Annotated in this window: 13 protein-coding genes; 7 read left to right on the forward strand and 6 right to left on the reverse strand. The window is 59.5% G+C overall.

Translation table 11 applies throughout. The annotated features are described in order from the left end of the window. The first annotated feature begins 48 nt into the window (after positions 1-48). The 3 genes from ACMWKK_RS02115 (at position 49) to ypfH (ending at position 3,633) form a co-directional block, all read left to right on the forward strand. Positions 49-918 (forward strand): neutral zinc metallopeptidase, encoded by an 870-nt coding sequence (locus ACMWKK_RS02115; RefSeq protein WP_045325928.1) that lies wholly within the window; start codon positions 49-51, stop codon positions 916-918. Next, on the forward strand, positions 918-2,864 hold the full coding sequence (locus tag ACMWKK_RS02120) for a tRNA(Met) cytidine acetyltransferase TmcA (protein WP_112779874.1): 1,947 nt from the start codon (positions 918-920) through the stop codon (positions 2,862-2,864). Before ACMWKK_RS02115 ends, ACMWKK_RS02120 begins: the two co-directional genes overlap by 1 nt. 73 nt (positions 2,865-2,937) lie before the next feature. After that, positions 2,938-3,633, forward strand: a complete 696-nt coding sequence (gene ypfH, locus ACMWKK_RS02125; RefSeq protein ID WP_045325923.1) for an esterase — start codon at positions 2,938-2,940, stop codon at positions 3,631-3,633. 39 nt (positions 3,634-3,672) lie between these two features. Here ypfH and ACMWKK_RS02130 read toward each other — a convergent pair whose 3' ends face one another. The 3 genes from ACMWKK_RS02130 to ACMWKK_RS02140 are packed head-to-tail and all read right to left on the reverse strand — an operon-like array spanning position 3,673 to position 5,383. Then, complete coding sequence (locus ACMWKK_RS02130; protein WP_008501627.1) at positions 3,673-3,870, reverse strand: YpfN family protein; 198 nt, start codon at positions 3,868-3,870, stop codon at positions 3,673-3,675. A 24-nt stretch (positions 3,871-3,894) separates the two neighbouring features. Then, positions 3,895-5,022 carry a succinyl-diaminopimelate desuccinylase gene (gene dapE / locus ACMWKK_RS02135; RefSeq protein WP_112779873.1) on the reverse strand — a complete coding sequence of 376 codons (1,128 nt, stop codon included), beginning with the start codon at positions 5,020-5,022 and terminating at the stop codon, positions 3,895-3,897. A 10-nt stretch (positions 5,023-5,032) separates the two neighbouring features. After that, on the reverse strand, positions 5,033-5,383 hold the full coding sequence (locus tag ACMWKK_RS02140; RefSeq protein WP_112779872.1) for an ArsC family reductase: 351 nt from the start codon (positions 5,381-5,383) through the stop codon (positions 5,033-5,035). A gap of 387 nt (positions 5,384-5,770) precedes the next feature. Between ACMWKK_RS02140 and ypfM the strand changes: the two genes are divergently transcribed. Then, a complete protein-coding gene (gene ypfM, locus ACMWKK_RS02145; RefSeq protein ID WP_015572204.1) occupies positions 5,771-5,830 on the forward strand; it encodes a protein YpfM in 60 nt (19 codons plus the stop codon). Between the two features lie 109 nt (positions 5,831-5,939). On the opposite strand, the gene acrD is transcribed toward ypfM, so the two are convergent. Together acrD and narQ are read right to left on the reverse strand one after the other, a co-directional pair. Next, a complete protein-coding gene (gene acrD, locus ACMWKK_RS02150; RefSeq protein WP_112779871.1) occupies positions 5,940-9,053 on the reverse strand; it encodes a multidrug efflux RND transporter permease AcrD in 3,114 nt (1,037 codons plus the stop codon). A 142-nt stretch (positions 9,054-9,195) separates the two neighbouring features. Next, positions 9,196-10,890, reverse strand: a complete 1,695-nt coding sequence (narQ, locus tag ACMWKK_RS02155; RefSeq protein WP_112779870.1) for a nitrate/nitrite two-component system sensor histidine kinase NarQ — start codon at positions 10,888-10,890, stop codon at positions 9,196-9,198. Positions 10,891-11,042: 152 nt separating this feature from the next. On the opposite strand from narQ, the gene aegA reads away from it, so the two are divergent. The 3 genes from aegA to ACMWKK_RS02170 all read left to right on the forward strand — a co-directional run bounded on the left by aegA (position 11,043) and on the right by ACMWKK_RS02170 (position 14,824). After that, a complete protein-coding gene (aegA, locus tag ACMWKK_RS02160) occupies positions 11,043-13,019 on the forward strand; it encodes a formate-dependent uric acid utilization protein AegA (RefSeq protein WP_112779869.1) in 1,977 nt (658 codons plus the stop codon). 66 nt (positions 13,020-13,085) lie between these two features. Next, positions 13,086-13,679, forward strand: coding sequence for a GDP-mannose pyrophosphatase NudK (gene nudK / locus ACMWKK_RS02165; protein ID WP_112779868.1), 594 nt, complete (start codon positions 13,086-13,088; stop codon positions 13,677-13,679). Between the two features lie 101 nt (positions 13,680-13,780). Further along, positions 13,781-14,824: a DUF1176 domain-containing protein gene (locus ACMWKK_RS02170; RefSeq protein WP_406542738.1), complete on the forward strand. Its 1,044-nt coding sequence runs from the start codon at positions 13,781-13,783 to the stop codon at positions 14,822-14,824. A gap of 122 nt (positions 14,825-14,946) precedes the next feature. On the opposite strand, the gene tkt is transcribed toward ACMWKK_RS02170, so the two are convergent. Beyond that, positions 14,947-16,935 (reverse strand): transketolase, encoded by a 1,989-nt coding sequence (gene tkt / locus ACMWKK_RS02175; RefSeq protein WP_112779867.1) that lies wholly within the window; start codon positions 16,933-16,935, stop codon positions 14,947-14,949. Positions 16,936-16,938: the final 3 nt, after the last annotated feature.

A 16,938-nucleotide genomic window follows, 5' to 3' on the forward strand; every position in this document is an offset into this window, starting at 1 on the left:
AACCGCCTACGATCATAGCTATTATAAATGGAATAGTTCGAGGTGGTTATGCGCTGGCAAGGGCGTCGTGAAAGTGACAATGTAGAAGACAGGCGCAGCGATGGCGGCGGCGGGCCTTCAATGGGTGGGCCCGGCTTCCGGTTACCTAGCGGCAAGGGCGGGATCATCCTGCTGATTGTGGTGTTAGTCGCAGGTTACTACGGCGTCGATCTCACCGGGCTAATGACCGGCCAGCCGCTGCAACAGCAGCAGCATTCCCAGCGCTCCATCAGCCCGAATGAAGATGAAGCCGCCAAATTTACCTCTGTTATTCTCGCGACGACTGAAGATACCTGGAGTCAGCTTTTCGAGAAGATGGGGCGAACCTATCAGCAGCCGAAGCTGGTGATGTACCGGGGCGCAACCCGCACCGGATGCGGCACCGGGCAGTCCGTGATGGGACCGTTCTACTGCCCGGCAGATAGCACCGTCTATATCGATCTCTCTTTTTACGATGACATGAAACGCAAGCTTGGCGCTGACGGTGATTTTGCCCAGGGCTACGTGATTGCGCATGAAGTCGGCCACCACGTGCAGAAGCTGCTGGGCATTGAGCCAAAAGTGCGCCAGCTGCAGCAGAATGCTTCTCAGACTGAAGTGAACCGCCTGTCCGTCAAGATGGAGCTGCAGGCGGACTGCTTCGCGGGCGTCTGGGGTCACAGCATGCAGCAGCAGGGCGTGCTGGAATCCGGCGATCTTGAGGAGGCGCTGAATGCCGCTCAGGCTATCGGTGACGATCGTCTTCAGCAGCAGAGCCAGGGGCGCGTCGTGCCGGACAGCTTCACTCACGGTACCTCGCAGCAGCGCTACAGCTGGTTTAAGCGCGGCTTCGACAGCGGCGACCCGGCCCAGTGTAATACCTTCGGCAAAGCCATGTGATGGTGGCGTTTGAACATCTGATACGCGAGCTTGAACGTACCGGGCACCGCCGTCTGGTGGTGCTTACGGGCGATGAGTGGTGGACGCTCAGCCAGGCGACAGCCCTGCGGGATGCCTTACCGGGAGACTGGCCGTGGCTGGCAGAAAACCCGTCTAAGGCCCTCAGTGGACTGCTGGGACGCGAATACCTGCACGCCGTTTTTGACGCGCGCGCGGGGTTTGACGTCTCAGCGTTCGCCGCGCTCAGCGGCACGCTGCGTGCCGGAAGCCTTCTGGTGCTGCTGGTTCCGCCTCTCGCCGTCTGGGCCGACAGGCCTGATAGCGATTCGGTGCGCTGGAGCGACAGCGCGGAGCCGATCGCCACCCCGCACTTTGTTCACCACTTCTGCCGGACGCTTGCCGCCGATTCGGATGCGATCGTCTGGCATCAGCATCGCCCTCTGACGCTTCCCGCCGTACCCGATTTACCCGCCTGGCAGCCTGCCAGCGGCGCGCCGGAGCGCGAGCAGGCGGAGATCCTCGACGCGCTTCTGACCATGCCTGCGGGCATCGCAGCCGTAACGGCTGCCCGCGGGCGCGGAAAGTCAGCGCTGGCGGGAATGCTGCTCAGCCGCATTGCGGCCAGTGCGGTGGTGACGGCGCCGGCGAAAGGCGCCACGGACGTCATCGCCCGCTTTGCGGGCGAGCGTTTTCATTTTCTGGCACCTGACGCGCTGCTGGCTTCTTCGCTGCAGGCCGACTGGCTGATTGTCGATGAAGCGGCAGCCATCCCCGGCCCGCTGCTGGAGAAGCTGGTAACACGTTTTCCGCGCGTGCTGTTGACCACCACGGTTCAGGGTTATGAAGGAACGGGCAGGGGGTTCCTGCTGAAGTTCTGCGCCCGTTTCAGCGGGTTGCAGCATTATGCCCTGTCGACCCCCATTCGCTGGGCTGCCGGGTGTCCGCTTGAGCGGTTCGTGGCGAATGCTCTGTTATTTGATGATGCGCTTATCGACCGCAAACCGGAAGGCGAGGTGCGTATAAGGCCTCTGGATCCGCGGATCTGGGAGAGTGACCCGGCACGCGTGGCAGGCGTATATGAACTGCTGTGCGCCGCGCACTACCGTACTTCACCGCTCGATTTACGCCGGATGATGGACGCTCCGGGCCAGCACTTTGCCGTTGCGGACGCGGGGGCTGATATTGCGGGCGCGCTCTGGCTGGTGGACGAGGGCGGGTTGTCACCTGAGCTTAGCCGCGCCGTGTGGGCGGGATACCGCCGTCCGCGCGGGAATCTCGTGGCGCAGTCGCTGGCGGCGCACGGCGGCTCGCCTCTCGCAGCAACGCTGAAAGGGCGACGGGTGAGCCGCATTGCGGTCCATCCCCTGCGCCAGCGGGAAGGCATCGGGCAACGGCTTATCCGTAGCGCCAGCGGAGAAGATTATCTCTCGGTGAGCTTTGGTTATACCGACGCGCTGTGGCGCTTCTGGCAGCAGTGCGGGTTTGTGCTGGTGAGGATGGGCAGCCATCGGGAAGCCAGCAGCGGCTGCTACACCGCGATGGCGCTGCTCCCGCTGAGCGAGGCCGGACACCGGCTGTGCGCCCTGGAGCACCAGCGTTTGTGCCGGGATATGCGCGTCCTGTCGGCCTGGAACGGTGAAAAGATCCCTGTGTCAGACGGCTGGGAAGCTACCCTTAATAATGACGACTGGCTGGAGCTGGCGGGATTTGCTTTTGCGCATCGCGCGTTTTCAACCTCGGTTGCCGCGCTGACGCGGCTGTTGCTCGCCGTGGATCTTCCGCTTCCGGTCCTGCGGGGGAAAATGACAGGCAAAACGGAAGAGGGCGGGCGAAAAGCGCTGCTGGCGAAGCTGCGCAGTGAAGCCGCGCAAGCGCTTGAAAGCCTTGACTATCCGCGCTGCCAGCAGGTGAAGGACGACATTTTGCAATGGCAATTTTTTCAATGACTTCTTCAGTAAAGTGGCATGGTCATTCCCGCCGGGAGGCGTAGAATCCAGGTCATCTATTAAGGAGACCACCATGAAACACGACCATTTTGTTGTTCAAAGCCCTGACAAACCGGCTAAACAGTTGCTGCTTCTGTTTCATGGCGTTGGCGATAATGCCGTCAATATGGGGCAGATCGGCAGCTGGTTTGCGCCCGTTTTCCCGGAGGCACTGATTGTCAGCATCGGTGGCGTAGAGCCATGCGGCCCGAACGGGCGGCAGTGGTTCTCGGTTCAGGGCGTAACGGAAGAGAACCGTCAGGCGCGCATCGACGCCATCATGCCGACCTTTATCGACGTTGTGCGCTACTGGCAGCAGCAGAGCGGCGTAGGAGCCGACGCGACCGCACTGATTGGCTTCTCGCAGGGCTCTATCATGTCCCTGGAAAGCGTAAAAGCGCAGCCGGGTCTGGCTTCGCGGGTGATCGCGTTTAACGGCCGCTTTGCGACGCTGCCGACGAGCGCGACCACGCAGACCACGATCCACCTGATTCACGGCGGTGAAGACCGGGTGATTGAGCTCTCGCATGCGGTTGACGCGCAGGAAGCGCTGATTCGCGAAGGCGGGGATGTGACGCTGGATATCGTTGACGACCTGGGCCACGCGATCGACGACCGCAGCATGCAGTTCGCGCTCGATCGTTTGCGCTATACCGTGCCGAAACACTACTTTGATGAAGCGCTCAGCGGCGGCAAGCCGGATAACGATGATATTGTAGAGTTTATGTGATTCTTCCCCCTCTCCCAGGGAGAGGGGAAATCGGATCGATTACTTCTTCTGGTCCTTCTTCGGCCAGTCGTCGTCATCGTCCCACTTGTCGTTAAAATCACGGTGCGGGGGAAGATCCGGTTTGTTGGCGAGAAACTTTTTATGGTCAACGCGCTTAAGGTCTTTAATCACGTTCAGCAGTACGCCAACCAGAAAAACCAACACCAGAACCCACCAGTACTTTGAAAGCCAATCCATTCGCTATTCCTCTCAGAGCGTTCGTCAGGCGACGAGTTGCTCCATAATACGTTGATACATGCGGGCCAGCAGTTGCAAATCTGCCGCATTGACACACTCATTTATTTTATGAATGGTTGCGTTCACTGGACCCAGTTCGACAACCTGAGCGCCCATACGGGCGATAAAGCGTCCGTCTGAGGTGCCACCCGTTGTCAGCAGCTGTGGCTTAATTTCATTATAGTGCTCGATGGCGTTCACCACCGCATCCACCAGTTTGCCGCGCTGCGTCAGGAACGGCTGGCCGGAAAGCCACCAGTCCAGGCTATAGCGCAGCTCATATTTTTCCAGCAGGGCGATCACGCGGGCTTTAATCATTTCATCGGTCAGCTCGGTGCTGAAGCGGAAGTTGAACTGGACGAAGAAGTCCCCCGGGATCACGTTGTTGCTGCCGGTTCCGGCCTTGACGTTTGCAATCTGCATGCTGGTCGGCGGGAAGAACTCGTTGCCCTTATCCCACTCAATCGCCACCAGCTCGCTCAGCATCGGCGCGGCGCGATGGACCGGGTTATCGGCCAGATGCGGATAAGCGACGTGGCCCTGCACACCGTGAATGGTCAGGTTACAGGTCAGCGAGCCACGGCGTCCGTTTTTGACGACGTCACCCACCACTTCGGTGCTGGACGGCTCACCGACCAGGCAGTAGTCGAGACGCTCGTTGCGTGCCATCAGCGCTTCAACGACCTTTACGGTACCGTTGTGCGCGCTGGCTTCTTCGTCGGAGGTGATCAAAAACGCGAGACGGTTTTTGTGGTTCGGATGCTGCGCCACGAAGCGCTCTGCCGCCACGACCATTGCCGCCAGAGAGCCTTTCATGTCTGCCGCGCCGCGACCAAACAGCATGCCATCGCGAATGGTCGGCTCAAACGGCGGGTTAATCCAGCGATCCGCGTCGCCGGCGGGAACGACGTCGGTATGCCCGGCAAAGGCCAGCGTTTCGCCCTGACCGCGCCACGCCCAGAAGTTCTGGGTATCGCCAAAATCCATGCGTTCAACGGTAAAACCGATGGCACGCAGGCGTTCAATCATAAGCGCCTGACAACCTGCGTCGTCCGGGCTAAGGGAAGGACGGCGAATAAGCTGCTGAGTCAGCTCAATGACCGGGCATGACATAAACTACACCTCAACGAAAAAAGTCGGAATAAAGGGTTTCACTGAAACCCAGCAGCATAGGCTGCCCTGGCGCGCAGAGCAATGGGCGTTTGATAATTGCCGGCATCTCGAGCATCAGTTTGGCCGCGCTGTCGGCATCTTTGATGCTGGCGCGCAGGGATTCGTCCAGTTTACGCCAGGTGGTGCCGCGGGTGTTCAGCAGCGCTTCCCAGCCCAGCTCGCGGATAGCGCTATGCAGAAAATCTGCATCAAGCCCATCGGCACGGTAATCGTGGAAGCGGTACTCCACGCTGTTGGCTTCCAGCCAGCGGCGGGCTTTTTTGATGGTGTCGCAATTTTTAATGCCGTACATCACAACCATGATGAATCCTTTTGATGTTCTGATAATTAAATGTTCAGTAAATTCGACGATATATCCTTAAATGGAATATAACACATTCAGGAATTGTCTGGATTAACGAGTCTTCTTAATTCGACTCACAACTGTACGCTGAATATTCTTTCATCATTTAAGCATAGAAGTCCATAAACTTTAAAAACCTAATAAACTCAGCAAATAAAATAAAACTCACCCGTCCGCAGGGTTATTTCAAAATATTGCTGGCCGTCACAAAAAATTGAGGTCACTCCGTTCATATTTATCATAAATCCCCGCAGGACGTGGGGTACAATCACAGCAATTGGTTAAATAGTCTTCACAACGATGGTCCGTTTTTGTAGAATGCCCATAATAATAAGAGAGGTTGTTATGATTGAACGTGAACTGGGGAACTGGAAAGATTTTATCGAAGGCATGCTTCGTAAATGACATTCAGTAAGAATTGCAAGAGCACTAAAATAAGTAAAATAACCATAGTGTGACTTAATCACACAATAAAAAGGCGGCCCATAAAGCCGCCTTTTTTTATTTCAACCACTTACTCAGGTCGCTCCTTTAGCGGGAAGCGGCGACGCACCAGCACAAAGAACAGCGGCACGAAGTAAATGGCGAGGATGGTGGCCGATATCATGCCTCCCATGACGCCCGTGCCGACGGCATGCTGGCTGCTGGAGCCTGCGCCGGTGCTGGTTGCCATCGGCAGTACGCCAAACACAAACGCCAGCGACGTCATCAGGATCGGGCGTAAGCGTTGACGGCAGGCGTGCAGCGTGGCGGCCATCAGCTCGTGTCCTTTAGCATTCATCTCGTTGGCAAACTCAACGATCAGGATGGCGTTCTTCGCCGACAGGCCAATCACGGTGAGCAGGCCCACCTGGAAGTACACATCGTTCTCCAGGCCGCGCATCCAGGTCGCCAGCAGGGCGCCGATAACCCCAAGCGGCACCACCAGCATGACCGAGAACGGGACCGACCAGCTTTCATACAGGGCGGCAAGGCAGAGGAAGACCACCAGCAGAGAGAGTGCGTAAAGCGCGGGGGCCTGCGCCCCGGAGAGACGCTCCTGGTAAGACATGGCCGTCCACTCCAGACCAAAACCGGCGGGCAGCTGCTGCACCAGCTTTTCCATGGTGTCCATCGCGGTACCGGTACTGACGCCCGGCGCGGCCTCCCCGACGATTTCAACCGCCGAGTAGCCGTTATAGCGCTCGAGGCGCGGCGAACCGCTCTCCCAGCGCGAGGTGGCAAACGCGGAGAATGGCACCATGCCGCCAGCGTTATTCCTGACAAACCAGCGGTTAATATCATCCGGCAGCATGCGGAACGGCGCGGCGGACTGGACATACACTTTTTTCACGCGGCCGCGATCCATAAAGTCATTCACATAGCTTGAGCCCCACGCCGTTTGCAGGGTGTCGTTGATATCGTTAATCGAGACGCCCAGCGCCTGCGCCTTGCGCTGATCGATATCCACCTGGAGCTGCGGGCTGTCGTCGAGGCCGTTATGGCGGACCCGGGTCAGGCCTGAATCTTTTCCGGCCAGCTCCAGCAGCTTATCGCGCGCCGCCATCAGCGCCGTGTGGCCCGCGCCGGCGTGATCCTGTAGCTCCATATCGAACCCGGCGGAGCTGCCCAGCCCGCTTATCGCGGGCGGGCTGCTGGCAAAGACGCGCGCCTCTTTGATGTGCGCAAAGGCTTTCGTCGCGCGTTCAATGATGGCAAACGAGGTGCCCGTGCGGGTATCGCGCTCGTCCCAGTCCTTCAGGCGGACGAACATGCGGGCGACGTTCTGCCCGTTTCCGCCCGGGCCGGAGCCGACGGTGGAGAAGACCGACACAACGTTATCTTTCTCTTGAGTGAAGAAGTACTGCTCCACTTTCTGAACCACTTTCAGCGTCTGCTGCTGCGTTGCGCCGCTCGGAAGCTGCACCGAGGTGGTGAACATGCCCCGGTCTTCCATCGGCAGGAACGAGGTGGGCAGGTGCATAAACAGCCAGACCATGCCGCCCAGCAGCACAACGTAAATCATCATCCAGCGCAGGCTGCGGTGCAGCACGCGGCCAACGGCTGATTCATACCGCGCCGCGTTGCGGTTAAACATCCGGTTAAACCAGCCGAAGAAGCCTTTCTGACCGTGATGCTCCCCTTTGTGCAGCGGTTTCAGAATAGTGGCGCACAGCGCGGGGGTGAGGATCAGCGCCACCAGCACGGAAAGCACCATCGCCGAGACGATGGTGATCGAGAACTGGCGATAAATTGCCCCGGTGGTGCCGCCAAAGAAGGCCATCGGGATAAAGACGGCCGACAGCACCATCGCAATCCCGACCAGCGCTCCCTGAATTTGCCCCATCGATTTGCGCGTCGCCTGGCGCGGAGAGAGCCCTTCCTCGCTCATGATGCGCTCGACGTTTTCGACCACCACGATGGCATCATCCACCAGCAGGCCAATCGCCAGCACCATGGCAAACATTGTCAGGGTATTAATGCTGTACCCGAACGCGTAAAGCACCGCAAAGGTCCCCAGCAGCACTACCGGTACGGCAATGGTCGGGATCAGCGTCGCGCGGAAGTTTTGCAGGAACAGGTACATGACCAGGAAGACCAGGGCGATCGCTTCCAGCAGGGTCTTCACCACGTCCTCAATCGACGCTTTAACGAAGGAGGTGGTTTCATAGGCGACTTTGTACTCCAGCCCGTGCGGGAAATACTGCGACAGCTCATCCAGACGGTCTAACACCAGCTTCGCCGTCGCCATTTCGTTTGCGCCCGAGGCCAGTTTAATCCCCAGACCGGAGGCCTGATTGCCGTTAAAGCGGCTCAGGTAGTCATATTTCTCCGCACCCATTTCCACGGTAGCGACATCGCCCAGACGCACTTCCGATCCGTCCTGATTCACGCGCAGGGTGATGTTGCGGAACTGGTCCGGCGTCTGGAGCAGGGATTGTGAATTAATGGTGGCGTTCAGGGCTTGCTTATCAACGGACGGCGTTCCCCCCAGTTGCCCTACGGCAATCTGGGCGTTCTGGGCTTTGATGGCAGTGGTCACGTCGGATGCCGTCATCTGGTAGCTGTTCAGCTTGTTCGGGTCGAGCCAGATGCGCATGGAGTATTGTGAACCGTAGGCGTCGATATCCCCGACGCCGTTAATGCGGCTGATGGGATCCTGAATGTTACTGGCGACGTAGTCCGCAATGTCCTGTTTATCCATCGAGCCATCCGTCGAGACAAACGCGATGGTCAGTATGTTGGTATCCCCGGTTTTACGCACGGTCACGCCCTGGTTCTGCACCGCCTGAGGGAGCTTGCGCATGGCCGACTGCAGCTGGTTCTGGACCTGCTGCACCGCTTCGTCCGGGTTGGTGCCTGCCGTAAAGCTCAGGGTGACCGTCGCCTGCCCCGTGGCGCTGCTTTGCGAGGACATGTACATCAGGTTATCCAGACCCGTCATGTTCTGCTCGATAACCTGCGTCACGGTATTTTCCAGCGTCTGCGCAGACGCGCCGGGATAGTTTGCGGTGACGCGCACGTTCGGCGGGGCCAGGTCGGGGTATTGCTCAACGGGAAGTGAAGTAATGGCCAGGACGCCTGTCAGACACAACAGGATGGCAAGCACCCAGGCAAAAATGGGGCGATCGATGAAGAAATTCGCCATGAAAAAGTGACCTCGTTTTGCTGCACGTCATTATTGTTAATTGCCCGCCTAACTTTAGCGTTAAGGCCCAGGTCAAACGTGGAGAAATAAAGGAGATAATGTAAATTATCATGCGCTTTTCCCTGCGCGTGCCCCTTTACCGTTATTTACCCGTTAACGGTGCAGGTACCGGGAACGTCACGCTGACCAGGGTGCCGCCGTTTTGCGGTTGGGAAAAGTGTAGCGCTCCCCCCAGCCGCTGCGCGCGTTCGCGCATAATATTGAGCCCGTAGTGCCCCGGCGGCTCGCTGGCCTCGCCAATCCCGATGCCGTTGTCGCGAATGCTGACGCTGTGCGTGCCGTCCGCCGCGGTAACGCAGCTGACGGCGATCTCGCTGGCCTGGGCGTGCTTAATGGCATTCAGCACGGCCTCACGCACGATCTGCAGCAAATGCACCTGCTTTTGCGCATCGAGCGCCAGCGAGGAGAGTCGGCAGTCGAGATGCAGCTTAGCCCGCGTCTGGCTCTGCAGCACGTCGAGGGACTCCTGCAGCGCCGCGGGTAAGTTCGCGTGGTTCAGCGTCAGGCGGAAGGTGGTAAGCAGCTCGCGCAGCTGCTGCCAGGCATTGTTCAGCTCGCGGGAGAAGTCGGCGATGATGGTCTGCGCCGGACTATTTTCCTCCGGCACGGCGCGCCTGAGCAGGGCAAGCTGAATGCGCAGATACGACAGCACCTGCGCCAGCGAATCGTGCAGCTCGCGGGCGATGGTGGCGCGCTCTTCCATTAAGAGCAGTTGCTGGTAATGCTTTTGCGCCTGGTTAAAGTACAGCCCGCGCCCGAGCATGGTCGCCACGCTTCGCATCAGCGGTAGGGGGACGCTATCCGCCTCGCTCTGCCAGCGCAGCTCGCCGTAGAGCGTGTCCTGCATCAGCACCGGCAGGTTTTGCAGCGGGATGTCGTTTGACGCAGTCCCTTCACACACTCGCCAGTCGTCGCTGGTGCGCAGTTCCAGATAACTCATCTGCGTATAGTCATGGACAATCTGCAGGATATGCCGGAAGCAGTGGCTGTCTATTTGGCCGATATTCAGCGCCTGAGAGCATTTGAACAGCATGTCGAGCTGCTGGTGGGCTTCATGCAAATGGCGCGTCTTTTCCGCGACCGAAGCTTCAAGCGAACGGTAGAGCGTCGCCAGCTCGGCGGACATGTGGTTGAAGGCGCGTGAAAGCTGGCCCAGCTCGTTCGGCAGGGCGCTATCCGGCGCCGGGGTGGCAAAATCTCCTCGCTCAATCCGCTCGCTGGCCGCCACCAGGTTGTTCAGCGGGAGCACCACCTGGCGGCGGATGCGCCGCAGGGTAAACAGCGTCAGCAGCAGGATCCCGAGCGCGCCCGCCAGAGAGAGGAGGGTCACCGTCTGAATTTTATGTTCGGTATAGTGCTGGAGAGCAAGCACAAAGGCATCAATGCGGCCAACAAAATCCTCAATGTGGGTTTGGTACCACGCGCTGTCGCCGCGGGCGATGCGCGCATCCATCTCCAGCCAGGCCACGTGCAGCTGCTGGTAGCGCGCTTTAACATTGTCCGGGACATACCAGCGGTTCAGCTTCTGCAGGGCAGGCGCGCTCAGCGTCTGCTGCCAGCTCTCGCGATGCGCAGCAAGGGAAGGGCTGTTGCGCTGCATCTCGTAGCCCAGACGATAGCTCTGCATACGCAGCGAACCCGCGATATTAATGGCTTCGGCGTCACGCTGGCTGCTGGCAAGCGTCAGCAGCGCGACGGTGCTGGTCAGCACGGATAAGACAATAATCGAAAAGAAAGCCCAGGCAAGGCTTCCGGAAACGGGTTGTTTAACGGTCACAGAACGGCTCTCTGAATAAAATTGATCTGCCACAGGTTCACTGGAAATAATTGCGCGTTGCGGGCATTTGAACATTGCCCGATCGCACCGTGATGCGTAAATACCATACTCTTATAAAGAGAAAGGTTATTGAACCAAAAACAGGTGTGGTTATGAATCGTTTTATTATGGCTAACAGCCAGCAGTGCATTGGGTGTCGCGCCTGCGAAGTGGCCTGCGTGATGGCGCACAACGATGAGCAGCACGTCCTGAGCGAGCGCCATTTTCATCCCCGTATCACGGTCCTGAGATCCGGCGATAAGAGCAGCCCCGTCACCTGTCATCACTGTGAAAATGCCCCCTGCGCGCAAAGCTGCCCGAACGGCGCCATCAGCAAATGCGATGACAGCGTACAGGTGAATCAACAAAAATGCATCGGCTGTAAGGCCTGCGCGGTGGCCTGTCCATTCGGCACGCTGGAGATTATCGTCACCCCGCTCGACAACGGCAGCGTGAAGGCATCGGCGAATAAATGCGATCTCTGTCTGACGCGGCCACAGGGCCCGGCCTGTATCGAAAATTGCCCGGCAGATGTCCTCTCCCTGGCGACGCCTGCCGCCCTCGATCGCTTGACGAAATCGCGCCGACAGCGCACGGCCTGCCTGGAGGCGCAGCCCTGGCATGCGCAGGCCGTCGGAGATGACGCGCCCCGCAGCAAACGGCAGCAAATGCAGGCGACGGCGCCACGCGGCGAGCCTGACAAACGTGCTGCCGCCGAGCGCGTGGGCCATTTTAACGAAATTTACCTGCCGTTCCGCGACGAGCAGGCCGCCCGCGAGGCATCGCGCTGCCTGAAATGCGGAGAGCACAGCATCTGCGAATGGACCTGCCCACTGCACAACCACATCCCGCAGTGGATTGATCGCCTCAAGGCGGGGGATATCACCGGCGCGGTCGAGCTTTCGCACCAGTCCAACTGTTTACCTGAAATTACCGGCCGCGTCTGTCCGCAGGACCGATTATGCGAGGGCGCCTGCACATTACGTGATGTGGCGGGATCCGTGACCATCGGCAACATCGAGCGCTATATTGCCGATCGGGCGCTGGCGCTGGGCTGGCGGCCGGATATGTCCGCCGTTACGCCGACAGAAAAACGCGTCGCGATCGTCGGCGCGGGGCCGGCCGGGCTGGCGTGCGCCGACGTGCTGGCGCGCAGCGGCGTGAGCGTCACGGTCTACGACCGGCATCCGGAAATCGGCGGACTGCTGACCTTTGGCATTCCGGCATTCAAGCTGGATAAATCGCTGCTCGCGCGGCGCAGGGAGATATTTACCGGGATGGGGATCCGCTTCGAGCTGAACTGCGTGGTGGGCAAGGACGTGTCGATGCTGCAGTTAACGCACGATTACGATGCCCTGTTCATCGGCGTGGGAACCTACCGCTCGATGAAGGCGGGTATCCCGCATGAAGACGCGCCCGGAGTCTATGACGCGCTGCCTTTCCTGGTCGGCAATACGCGGCATGTTATGGGGCTGGCGGCGACCGCCAGCGAACCGTTCATCGACACCCGCGGCTTAAACGTGGTGGTGCTTGGCGGGGGCGATACCGCGATGGACTGCGTCCGCACCGCGTTACGCCACGGCGCGGCGAAGGTGACCTGCGCCTATCGTCGGGATGAGGCCAACATGCCGGGCTCGAAGAAAGAGGTGAAGAATGCCAGAGAGGAGGGCGCGGCGTTTGAATTTAACGTCCAGCCGGTTGAGGTGACGCGGGATCCGAACGGAAAGGCCAACGGTATCCGGATGCTGCGCACCGAGCTCGGCGAGCCGGATGCGCAGGGGCGGCGTCGGCCCGTTCTCGTCGCGGGCAGCGAGTTTGTGATGGCGGCGGATGCGGTCATCATGGCGTTTGGTTTTAACCCGCACGCAATGCCGTGGCTGCAGGCCCAGGGCGTCGAAACGGATGACCGGGGGCGGATCGTTGCCTCGGTCGAGAGCCGCTACCGATACCAGACGACTAACCCTAAAATCTTCGCCGGAGGCGATGCGGTACGCGGGGCGGATCTGGTGGTGACCGCAATGGCGGAAGGGCGTCATGCGGCGCAAGGCATACTCGACTGGCTGGGCGTTAACGCAGCAAAACCCCATTAAACCGGCGGGCGACAAAGCGGGATTCACGGCGTAGTATAGAGCGACTCATTGTGTCGTGGAGCCCGTATGACCCTGAAAATTGACGTTATCAAAGACAAAATTCTTTCTGAAAACTACTTTGTCCTGCGTAACATCACCTACGATCTTACGCGTAATAACGGTGAAGTGATCCGCCACAGGCGCGAGGTCTATGACCGCGGCAACGGGGCAACGATTCTGCTCTATAACCGTGAAAAGCAGAGCGTGGTGCTGATCCGCCAGTTCAGGGTGGCGACATGGGTTAACGGCAACCCTGACGGACGTCTGATTGAAACCTGCGCGGGCCTGCTCGATGACGATGAGCCGGAAGTCTGCATCCGCAAAGAGGCCGTCGAAGAGACGGGCTTCGAAGTGGGCGAGGTCAAAAAGGTTTTCGAGCTGTTTATGTCTCCGGGCGGCGTGACGGAAATTGTGCATTTCTTCATTGCGGAATACAGCGACGCGCAGCGCACTCACCGGGGCGGTGGCGTAGAGGATGAAGATATCGAAGTGCTGGAGCTGCCCTTTACCCGCGCGCTGGAGATGGTGCGTTCAGGTGAAATCAGGGATGGTAAAGCGGTGATATTACTGCAGTATTTACAGACGACCGGGCTGATGAATGTCACTTTCGAACGTAAATAGCCTGTTTTTCGGGGATATCTGATAAATCCGATTGAGTAACCCCGGCGGGAACACGAAGATACTGCCCAGTTACGCGTTTTCGTTCCGGGATTGTGTTATTCATGCGCTATAGCGTCTTTTTGTTTTCCCTGTTTTGGGTGTTCCTCGCGCCGCAGGTGCGGGCTGCACCCGTTCAGCAAGCCTTTTCTGACTGGCAGGTGACCTGCAATAACCAGAACTTTTGCCTTGCCCGCAACACGGGCGAGCACCGTGGTCTGGTCATGACGCTCACCCGCAGCGCCGGGGCGAAAACGGATGCCACGCTGCGAATCGATCTCGGCGGTCTTGATACGCCCTCGGTCAAAGAGCCGGAGATTGCCCCCCGGCTGCTGCTGGATAATGTTCCCCTTAAGCTCGACAAGCAGCGCTGGCAGCTTACGCCCTGGCATCTGAAAACGGACGATGCGGCCACCATCACCGCCTTTCTGAAAAATATCCAGGAAGGGAAGGCTCTGACCCTGAGCAGCGGTAAGCAGGTGATTTCACTGAGCGGGCTTAAGGCCGCGCTGCTGTTTATTGATGCGCAGCAGAAGCGCGTCGGCAGCGAAACCGCGTGGATCAGGAAAGGTGACGATCCGCCGTTAAGCGTACCGCCTGCACCCGCCCTGAAAAAGGTGGCGGTCGTTAACCCTACCCCAACACCGCTTTCCCACGCCGAACTGAACGACCTGCTGGACTACGGTACCGGACGGATGAACAGCAGCCAGTGCTCGCTGGATCCTAACCGCCGGGAAGTACGCGTCACCGCGTTAACCGATGAGAAGGCGCTGCTGATCGTGAGCTGCGAGGCGGGGGCCTACAACACGGTCGATCTGGCGTGGCTGGTGTCACGTAAGAAACCGTTCACCGCGCGCAGCGTCAGGCTGCGGCTGCCGTTTACGCCGTCAAGCGGCGACAGCGAAATGGAATTGATGAACGCCAGCTTCGATGAGAAGACGCGCGAGCTGACAACGCTCGCGCTGGGGCGTGGTATCGGCGATTGCGGGATCCAGACGCGCTGGCGTTTTGACGGCCAGCGGTTCCGCCTGGTGCGCTACGCCGAGGAGCCGAGCTGCGACAGCTGGAACGGGCCAGATGCCTGGCCTACGCTTTGGATCACGCGGTAGTTTTTGCCGGGTGGCGGCTACGCCTTACCCGGCCTACGAATCTTGCGGGAGCTTACCCGTCCTACAAAACCTACGAATCGTAGGCCGGGTAAGCGACAGCGCCACCCGGCAAGCAGAGCGCACTAGATCACGCTCAACGCCTTCTCAACCACGTTCTCAACGGTAAAGCCGAAATACGGGAACAGCTTATCGGCCGGGGCGGACTCGCCGTAGCCCCGCATGCCCACAATCGCCCCTTTCAGCCCGACGTACTTGTACCAATAGTCGGCGATTCCGGCTTCCACCGCCACGCGCGCCGCGACGCTGGACGGCAGGACCGATTCCCGGTACGCCTCGTCCTGGGCGTCAAAAATATCCGTTGAAGGCAGGGACACCACGCGCACCGCGTGGCCTTCGGCGGTCAGTTTTTCCGCCGCTTTTACCGTGATTTCCACCTCGGACCCGGTCGCAATCAGGATCACGTCCGGCTTGCCGCCGCTGTCTTTCAGGATGTAGCCGCCGCGGGCGATGTTTTTCACCTGCTCCGGGGTACGCTCAATCTGCGCCAGGTTCTGGCGCGACAGAATCAGCGCCGTCGGGCCGTTGTGGCGTTCTATCGCCAGCTTCCAGCCGACCGCCGCTTCGACCTGATCGCACGGACGCCAGGTGCTGAAGTTGGGCGTTAAGCGCAGGCTTGCCAGCTGTTCCACCGCCTGGTGCGTCGGGCCATCTTCACCCAGCCCGATGGAGTCATGGGTATAGACCATGATCTGCCGGGCCTTCATCAGCGCCGCCATGCGCGCCGCGTTGCGGGCATACTCGACGAACATCAGGAAGGTAGCGGTGTAGGGCACGAAGCCACCGTGGTGGGCGATGCCGTTGGCAATCGCGGTCATCCCAAACTCGCGCACGCCGTAGTGGATGTAGTTCCCGGCAATGTCCTCTTTCAGCGATTTTGAGCCGGACCAGATGGTCAGGTTGCTGGGCGCCAGGTCCGCCGAGCCGCCGAGCAGTTCGGGCAGGAGAGGGCCGATGGCGTTCAGGGTGTTTTGCGACGCCTTTCGGGTGGCGATTTTCGCCGGGTTGGACTGCAGGTTCTCAATCAGCGCCTGGGTTTTATCGTCCCAGTCTTCCGGCAGGCCGCCGCTCATGCGGCGGGAAAACTCGGCGGCGAGATCCGGGTGCGCTTTTTTGTAGGCGGCAAATTTTTCGTTCCAGGCGTGCTGGGCTTTCTCACCGTCTTCACGGGCATCCCAGGCTCTGTAGATCTCTTTCGGGATCTCAAACGGCGGGTATTTCCAGCCCAGCTTCTGCCGGGTCAGCGCCACTTCTTCGTCACCCAGCGCCGCGCCGTGCGCCTCCTCTTTGCCCGCCTTGTTCGGCGAGCCGAAGCCGATCACCGTGCGGCAGATAATCAGGGACGGTTTGTCCTTCACGCTCTGCGCTTCCTGAATCGCTTTTTTCACCGCCTCCGGATCGTGACCGTCAATCTCATGCACCACGTGCCAGTGGTAGGCCTCGAAGCGTTTTGCCGTGTCGTCGGTAAACCAGCCTTCGGTCTCGCCGTCGATGGAGATGCCGTTGCGATCGTAGAAGCCAATCAGCTTGCCCAGCCCCAGGGTGCCTGCCAGGGAGCAGACCTCGTGGGAGATCCCCTCCATCAGGCAGCCGTCACCCATAAACACGTAGGTGTAGTGATCGACAATCTCGTGGTCCGGCTGGTTAAACTGCGCCGCCAGCGTGCGTTCGGCTATCGCCAGCCCGACCGCATTCGCCAGCCCCTGACCCAGCGGCCCGGTGGTAGTTTCTACGCCCGGCGTATAGCCGATTTCCGGGTGGCCCGGCGTTTTGGAGTGCAGCTGGCGGAAGTTTTTCAGCTCCTCAAGCGGCAGGTCGTAGCCGGACAGGTGCAGCAGGCTGTAGAGCAGCATGGAGGCGTGGCCGTTGGAGAGAATAAAGCGGTCGCGGTCGTACCACGTCGGGTCATTGGGGTTGTGCTTCAGAAAGTCGTTCCACAGCACTTCGGCAATATCCGCCATGCCCATCGGCGCGCCGGGGTGGCCGGAATTGGCTTTCTGCACGGCATCCATGCTGAGGGCGCGAATGGCATTGGCTAGCTCTTTACGGGACATAGT

Source organism: Enterobacter sp. 01-M-03-SI-ECC, from assembly GCF_047530215.1.
Classification (GTDB): Bacteria; Pseudomonadota; Gammaproteobacteria; order Enterobacterales; family Enterobacteriaceae; genus Enterobacter; species Enterobacter chengduensis.

Excerpts from the sequence above, each read along its gene's own strand:
- aegA (WP_112779869.1), top strand. The coding sequence starts at position 11,043 with ATGAATCGTTTTATTATGGCTAACAGCCAGCAGTGCATTGGGTGTCGC.
- acrD (WP_112779871.1), bottom strand. The coding sequence starts at position 9,053 with ATGGCGAATTTCTTCATCGATCGCCCCATTTTTGCCTGGGTGCTTGCC.
- ACMWKK_RS02130 (WP_008501627.1), bottom strand. The coding sequence starts at position 3,870 with ATGGATTGGCTTTCAAAGTACTGGTGGGTTCTGGTGTTGGTTTTTCTG.
- tkt (WP_112779867.1), bottom strand. The coding sequence starts at position 16,935 with ATGTCCCGTAAAGAGCTAGCCAATGCCATTCGCGCCCTCAGCATGGAT.
- nudK (WP_112779868.1), top strand. The coding sequence starts at position 13,086 with ATGACCCTGAAAATTGACGTTATCAAAGACAAAATTCTTTCTGAAAAC.
- ACMWKK_RS02115 (WP_045325928.1), top strand. The coding sequence starts at position 49 with ATGCGCTGGCAAGGGCGTCGTGAAAGTGACAATGTAGAAGACAGGCGC.
- ypfH (WP_045325923.1), top strand. The coding sequence starts at position 2,938 with ATGAAACACGACCATTTTGTTGTTCAAAGCCCTGACAAACCGGCTAAA.
- ACMWKK_RS02120 (WP_112779874.1), top strand. The coding sequence starts at position 918 with ATGGTGGCGTTTGAACATCTGATACGCGAGCTTGAACGTACCGGGCAC.
- dapE (WP_112779873.1), bottom strand. The coding sequence starts at position 5,022 with ATGTCATGCCCGGTCATTGAGCTGACTCAGCAGCTTATTCGCCGTCCT.
- ACMWKK_RS02170 (WP_406542738.1), top strand. The coding sequence starts at position 13,781 with ATGCGCTATAGCGTCTTTTTGTTTTCCCTGTTTTGGGTGTTCCTCGCG.
- ACMWKK_RS02140 (WP_112779872.1), bottom strand. The coding sequence starts at position 5,383 with ATGGTTGTGATGTACGGCATTAAAAATTGCGACACCATCAAAAAAGCC.